Origin of the sequence: Lelliottia sp., assembly GCF_045627565.1 — a bacterium.
GTDB lineage: Bacteria > Pseudomonadota > Gammaproteobacteria > Enterobacterales > Enterobacteriaceae > Enterobacter.
Window position 1 is genome coordinate 69,061 of record NZ_JAZQNX010000021.1, and the last position, 6,038, is coordinate 75,098.

Below are 6,038 nucleotides of genomic sequence, written 5' to 3' on the forward strand. Positions count from 1 at the left end.
TTACTCCTGAGAAAAGTTAATTAAAGTGGTAATGACACGGAAATAATGTTCTGACGGCACACCGGCAGCGACCGGATAACCGTTTAAACACCACACCGAAAAATAATCCGGGGCGTCTTCATACATAAAACTCAGCTCCACGCTTTCAGCGGGGACGTTAAAAATGGCGGGCTGTGGCTCCCCTTTCGCTGCGTTCACCACCCAGGAAAACAGATCGGCGGCCTGCTCATACGTCAGATCCATGACCGGGTTTTCCCCTATCTTCCTGGAAGATTCGTGAGCGGCGGTTCTGACGTTGACGTTTCGTGTGTGCATCCTGGTTTTCTCCTGTGGTGATGGGTGTCCATCTCCCTGGTGAGTTCTCTCGCGGCAAAGGGCAAAGGAGCGACGGCGAAGGGAGGAAGGAAAGGGGCGCAGACAACAGTTTTTGCGGTCTTTCGCAAAAAGTTTTGGCGGCGTGTATTTAACCCCTTGGATGACGACCCGACGGTGCTACGACAAGCCCTCCGCGGGAGGACGCACGGGGGATGGCTTCACCGCATGAACAGGATGCACACACCCGACACGGCGGAACGGCGTGGCGGCCTTAAAGCGACGGCTTCTCCGTCGCGGTCAGGGCGGCGTGACCGGCACGGTCGCAGCAAGCCAGGGGTTGACCTCAGCCATCAGACCCTAGCGAAGCCCGAACCCCGAAGGGATTCGGCGGAGACTGGCCGGTGCGAAGCAGCTGCCTGGCGGAGTGGGGCTCGACGACTGAACCGCAGCGCGGGTCAGGAGCCGAAGGGGGCCATCGCCCTGCCCGTTTTTCGGGTTATGGACATTGTGATTATCTGGCACGCGATTACCGGACCGGACTGTTCAGCTATCGTGAATAGCAGCGTAACGTCCCGTCTCAACACCGCTGTGAAGCGCGACAGGACGCGCCGGAAACTCGGTTTTATTGTGAAGAAAATGGAAAGAGCAGATCTGAAAGTCAGGTCAGGAGTGATGAAATGACGCATCAGGACACTTATCGACCGCTGCCGCAGAGAGGATATGATCGTCGCTATTTCAGGTAAGAAGGGGATATTTAGCGGGAGGGAGACAGACCGAAGCGCCGGAGGCGCTGCCGTCCTTCCCCCGTTCCCCGGAGGGGAACAGACCTTCCGGGTTGTTCATGCGTGCGGTCGCGCCGGGAAGGATGGAAAAAGGGGCTACCGGCGAACCGGCAACCCCTTCATAAAGGCGCTTCAGGCAAATCCGGACATCATCAGCCCCTGAATGGCGGGGGTTTCCCCCCGCCGGGGTTAGCTACTTAGCGGATTCGTAAGCCATAAAAGCGGCCACCTCCCTGTTCGTGTCCCTGTAACGAATTTCGCAGAGCGATTTGCGCGTCAGGTAAGTGAATATCAGCAGTGTGAGACACACTATTAACACGCACCAGAGCAGGGTATTTCGTGGCAGTTTCATGGCCTTCTTCTCCTTGCCTTGCGGCAACTAAGAGGCTATCCTGATGTTGTCGAGACATACAGGTGGCCTCGTGGTGGTTAATGAAAATTAACTTACTACGGGGCTTTCTGCTTTTTGCCTCACAACACGATAACAAACCACCCGAACATCATGAGGCAAAAAGCCTCAAGCGCCATCGCCATTATATCGTGCTGTGCATCATCTGCCCAGGAATAACACGCTGAAACCTGTATAAATCCTCACCTTTTTCAGTCGTCGTTCAGACTGTCCGGTCCCTGCTCCCAGTCCTGAATCTGCTCCTCAAGTGCCTTAAGATGCTGGTCAACGCTTTCTGCCAGACGATCACTCTCTGTCTCGAGCCAGCCGCTCATGCCGTCCCATTCGCAGGACATCTCTTTCAGCCTGGCGGAGAGGGTTCGCAGTTTATTCCGCTGGCTGCGGGCGACCTTCAGCTCCGTTTTGTACGGGTTATTTCTCATGCCTGCCTCTCCCGTAAGGTCAGCTTGTTCGGAACCTGCCAGCGTTCCGCCTGGCGAACAGGGTCGGGCGTTTCCCGGACGATGAACGGGATTTCATACATCACGGCATACAGCGGCTCGCCGCTCAGACGCAGCCACTCCACTTCCTTCAGCGACGCGAACCGCGTCTGCCAGCGCCAGAACATTCCCGTCAGCGCTGGCGCGTCAAACTCGTCGCTCCACCGGGTGTACCAGGTGCAGACCGATTCCGGAGACTGAAAATTGAGGTCAACTTCAGCCTGTGCAAGCAGGTTCTGGCGCAACTTCCAGCGCTGTTCAACCTCGCGGGACTCCTGGCGAATCTGTCGTGTGGTGCGGATTTCCGCCCTGTGCAGCCGTCTGCCCGTGCGGGTGTGCATGATTTCGGGGAACAGCTCCGCCTGTACATCCAGCGTGAGCGGCAGCGGGCAGGACTCCCCGCCCGTGGCAATCATCATGTCCAGCGCCTCCTCAACCTGCTTCAGGTTTGAATGCCGGTTTTTCGGGACCCAGTTCAGGCCGGGGATCTGACGAGCCACCGTGGCATTGAGGCGACCGCTGCCCGTGAGCACGCGCAGGAAGGTGCGCACGTAGGGCATGGCGGGCAGTCGTGCGCCGCGTTCGCGGGAGGACTCGACCAGACTGATGGCCTGAATCGCGGCCTGACGGGCAGGCTTCTGGGAAACGAGGGCGTGTGAGGACGGGATCATGCTGTCACCTCCCCGCTCATCAGTTTCGCCACGGTACGGGCGGTGCAGTTAAAGCGGCGCATACCCGCCATCTGTGCAATCAACTGGCTGATCTGTTCAGGCTGGAGCGTGTCATTCTGGTACAGGGTACGTACCACCTCCCCCCCGGAGGAGAGCAGGACCAGAAGCCAGTACGGCGACAGCTCGCCGGGACTGCATACGCACAGATGCCAGTCATCACAGCCGTCTGCGCTGAAGCGGCACTGAACGGGGAAGAAGCCACCGAACTCGCTACGGTACTCGGCGCAGACGCGCCAGCCCTCGGGCGTCGCCAGCAGGCCGGTCACGGTATCGCTGAGAGCGCGGCGTGCGTCCTCGCCCTGCTGACGGATGAACTCCATATCGGAGGCGGTCAGGGTATTGATTCGGGTCAGGTCATAGTGCATCGTCATGTCTGTATCCGCCGCCCGCAGGCGGCGGCCTCCGGTTTACGCAGCGTGGTCAGTGATGTCAGCGACGGTTTCAGTGCTGTCTTCGGCCTGAGCGGCTGACGCAGGGCGCACCATCCAGTCAGGCATCCAGCCCACCGCATTGAGATCGACGGCGGCGGCCTGTGCCGCATCCCGACGTTTGAGCTTCATGACTTCCCCCGCACGTCCGGTCAGTCCGGCGCTCTCATAGGCTTTGCCGATCTGGGCAATTTTGAGCTTGCCGAAATAGTTCTCCGCGTCAGGCTGCCACCACGTGCGCAGATCGAAGTCCAGCGCGGCTTCCAGCCCGTCCAGGGCGCTTTTATCCGTGCGGTTATACAGCCGCTCCTGAATGCCATCGATACCGTGCGCCGCGCAGAATCCCAGCAGAGTGTTAACCTCCTCCGCAGACCATGACAGCAGCCAGGTAAACCCGAGATGCCAGTGTTCAGGCAGCGTCGCCTGAAACGTCGCTTTCTGCGTCCTCAGCGCCGTCAGGGCTTTTCCTTCCTCACCGGACGGTGCCAGCGAGGCGAGGTGATACTGGTTTGAAGATACAGAGGCTTTCAGGGGTTCACTGCGCTGACCGTGGCGGCGGTCAAACAGCCCGAGACACAGCGTCCACGTCAGGAGTGCGACCGATACATCGGGGCGTCCAGCCAGTTCGGCCTGAACAGCCAGCGTGCGCTCGGCTGACATGGCTTTGACCAGCGTCGCGGGATACGCATCGGCAGGAATGTCCGGCGTGGTGTACGTCACCACGTTATCCCGCCGCGCCTGAAGGGCTTTTTCTTCCTCCTGACGCTCCTCATCCGTCACTTTGTGAATACCCGCCTGAACCTTAAAGTTCCCGCCATCCCATGACACCCAGACGCCGTGTGCGGCGCGGAATTCTGGTGTGGCTTCGCGGTACGTCGCCTCACAGACAATGTCGTCAATTTCCTGCTGGAGAGCATATTCGTCATCGTGGCTGTCGGTGGCTTCCATTTTTTCTTCCAGCTCGCTGACGCGCTGTTTTTCTTCTTCAGTCAGGACGGCGTCTGGCATGGCAACGCGGTACTGTTCACGGTCGGTCACGTTGTCGCCCAGCTCGCTCATGCGAAACTCTGACCAGCCCCAGCCCTGCTCCTGCTGGATACGCGCCGCCAGTACCGTCAGCTTGCCACCCAGCAGGGATTTTACCTGTGCCGCGTCGGCAAAGGTGCTGTCCCTGTCGCTGAACAGATCGGCGGTCAGCGTACCGCCAGCGGCGATATACGCCTCCTCGCCCACAAATTCAAACATCGGGTGACTGACCGCCATCTTGTCATCCGTGACCATTTTGCGCAGGGTCTGCACGGCAGGGTCACGCCACTGTTCCACGGCTTCTTTCCAGACCTGCTCCTGACGCTCATGGGTGTCGGCAAGGGTCAGTGCTTCGCACTGCTCGAGGGAGATTTCATCCCGCGCCAGCGTATCCAGCAGGGAGGGGGCAAGGTTTGCCAGCTTCAGGCAGCGCTGAACGTGGCGCGGGGCATAGCCCAGCAGGGCGCTGATCTGCGAGACGGTTTTGCCCTCCTGCTCCAGCGTTCTGAAACCGACAATCTGCTCGGCAGGGTGCATGTTTTTACGCTGACCGTTTTCGGTCATGGAGGCCACCACCGCCAGTTCCAGCGGGATCACCTTCACCGGAATAAATGGCGTATCCGCATCGGTAATCCCTTTTTTGACCAGAATGCCCGTTGCCCTGCGACGCCCTTCCCCGCCGACCACACCGACTGAGCCGTCAGGCAGTTCCACGCCGATCAGGTTCTGGAGGATACCCACGGCCTCGATACTGTCAGCCAGTTCTTCCACTTCCTTGTCCGTGTGGGGGCGTCGGCGCACGTTCAGATCCGTGCGGGACAGGCGTGAATACGGCATCAGTTGTACGGGGGTCGCTATCAGCACCTGTAACAGCGTCGGGTTTGTAGGCTGTGCGGCGTCAGGTGCAGCTTTTTTGCTGCGGGTGGATTTTACGGATTTGTTTGCCGTAGAATGGGTGGTGACCATGATTTTTACCTCTTAGTTTAAGTGATGGTTCGCCGTGGCCGGAGGGCTATCCGGTCACGGCACTCGGTTAATCGGTGATACGTTTCGGGTGTGCGACCAGCGCACCAAAGGACGGACAGGCATCGAGCACCTTCATCATCGCGCGGGCACTTTCCAGCATCGCGGTATCCGACGCAGTGGCGCGGTTTTCACAGACCGCGATCGTTGCCAGCACCCCAGCCTTAATGTCAGAAAAGCGTTCGTGCGTTCGGGTGCTGAACAGGACGCGCTTCCCCCCCTCCATAACCTGCCAGTTCGTGCAGTCGTTGAAGCGTGTGTCCACGTTGTCGAATTCCACCACATGCGTGTCGGTGGCCTGAATACGCAGCAGTGCGACCATGTCACGGCTTTCGCCTACCTTTTTCGGTGATGTTGCAGCTTTCAGAACCTGCATTTTTGTCTCCTTCTGTATTACGTGACTGATGGGTTTTCTGAGTCCCTGAAAAAAACCCGTCATCAGGGATTTGAACAGGTCAATTCTTGTGAACACCTCGCCGTAATGTGTATGCGCTTCTTCAGCCATAGCGGCAGTAAGCTGCGCCTCGTCAGTTGCCACAGAGAGCTGGCCTTTAATCCGGCTGACCACACGCGCAACAGACATGAGGTTTTGCTTCTCCCCTATCTTCCTGGAAGATTCTGGAGCGGCGGTTCTGACGTTGACGTTTCGTGTGTGCATCCTGGTTTTCTCCTGTGGTGATGGGTGTCCATCTCCCTGGTGAGTTCTCTCGCGGCAAAGGGCAAAGGAGCAACGGCGAAGGGAGGAAGGAAAGGGGCGCAGACAACAGTTTTTGCGGTCTTTCGCAAAAAGTTTTGGCGGCGTGTATTTCACCCCTTGGATGACGACCCGACGGTGCTACGACAAG

The 6,038-nt window shown here is 58.6% G+C and carries 8 protein-coding genes and 1 pseudogene; 1 reads left to right on the forward strand and 8 read right to left on the reverse strand.

Annotated elements, in window-relative coordinates:
- Entirely contained in the window at positions 1–315 is a 315-nt protein-coding gene (locus ACKI5T_RS12185; RefSeq protein ID WP_407437720.1) for a hypothetical protein, read from the reverse strand.
- Between the two features lie 401 nt (positions 316–716).
- Between ACKI5T_RS12185 and ACKI5T_RS12190 the strand changes: the two genes are divergently transcribed.
- Positions 717–875 carry a hypothetical protein gene (locus ACKI5T_RS12190; RefSeq protein ID WP_407437722.1) on the forward strand — a complete coding sequence of 53 codons (159 nt, stop codon included), beginning with the start codon at positions 717–719 and terminating at the stop codon, positions 873–875.
- A 415-nt stretch (positions 876–1,290) separates the two neighbouring features.
- On the opposite strand, the gene ACKI5T_RS12195 is transcribed toward ACKI5T_RS12190, so the two are convergent.
- From ACKI5T_RS12195 to ACKI5T_RS12225, 7 genes and pseudogenes are all read right to left on the reverse strand, one after another.
- Positions 1,291–1,416, reverse strand: coding sequence for a type I toxin-antitoxin system Hok family toxin (locus ACKI5T_RS12195; protein ID WP_322090673.1), 126 nt, complete (start codon positions 1,414–1,416; stop codon positions 1,291–1,293).
- Positions 1,358–1,507: pseudogene (locus tag ACKI5T_RS12200) on the reverse strand (DUF5431 family protein); the annotation flags it as partial. The pseudogene ACKI5T_RS12200 and the gene ACKI5T_RS12195, both read right to left, overlap by 59 nt.
- Before the next feature lie 190 nt (positions 1,508–1,697).
- Positions 1,698–1,928 carry a hypothetical protein gene (locus tag ACKI5T_RS12205; protein ID WP_235135840.1) on the reverse strand — a complete coding sequence of 77 codons (231 nt, stop codon included), beginning with the start codon at positions 1,926–1,928 and terminating at the stop codon, positions 1,698–1,700.
- Positions 1,925–2,656 (reverse strand): plasmid SOS inhibition protein A, encoded by a 732-nt coding sequence (locus ACKI5T_RS12210; RefSeq protein WP_407437724.1) that lies wholly within the window; start codon positions 2,654–2,656, stop codon positions 1,925–1,927. Before ACKI5T_RS12210 ends, ACKI5T_RS12205 begins: the two co-directional genes overlap by 4 nt.
- A complete protein-coding gene (gene psiB, locus ACKI5T_RS12215; protein WP_407437726.1) occupies positions 2,653–3,087 on the reverse strand; it encodes a conjugation system SOS inhibitor PsiB in 435 nt (144 codons plus the stop codon). Before psiB ends, ACKI5T_RS12210 begins: the two co-directional genes overlap by 4 nt.
- Before the next feature lie 36 nt (positions 3,088–3,123).
- Entirely contained in the window at positions 3,124–5,136 is a 2,013-nt protein-coding gene (locus tag ACKI5T_RS12220) for a ParB/RepB/Spo0J family partition protein (protein WP_407437728.1), read from the reverse strand.
- Positions 5,137–5,203: 67 nt separating this feature from the next.
- The gene (locus tag ACKI5T_RS12225; RefSeq protein ID WP_407437730.1) at positions 5,204–5,569 is read right to left on the reverse strand and encodes a hypothetical protein; all 366 of its coding nucleotides are present in this window, start codon (positions 5,567–5,569) and stop codon (positions 5,204–5,206) included.
- Positions 5,570–6,038: the final 469 nt, after the last annotated feature.

Bases quoted from the DNA above. Each gene is read 5' to 3' on its own strand.
- ACKI5T_RS12220 (WP_407437728.1), bottom strand. From the start codon at position 5,136: ATGGTCACCACCCATTCTACGGCAAACAAATCCGTAAAATCCACCCGC.
- ACKI5T_RS12185 (WP_407437720.1), bottom strand. From the start codon at position 315: ATGCACACACGAAACGTCAACGTCAGAACCGCCGCTCACGAATCTTCC.
- ACKI5T_RS12205 (WP_235135840.1), bottom strand. From the start codon at position 1,928: ATGAGAAATAACCCGTACAAAACGGAGCTGAAGGTCGCCCGCAGCCAG.
- psiB (WP_407437726.1), bottom strand. From the start codon at position 3,087: ATGACGATGCACTATGACCTGACCCGAATCAATACCCTGACCGCCTCC.
- ACKI5T_RS12210 (WP_407437724.1), bottom strand. From the start codon at position 2,656: ATGATCCCGTCCTCACACGCCCTCGTTTCCCAGAAGCCTGCCCGTCAG.
- ACKI5T_RS12225 (WP_407437730.1), bottom strand. From the start codon at position 5,569: ATGCAGGTTCTGAAAGCTGCAACATCACCGAAAAAGGTAGGCGAAAGC.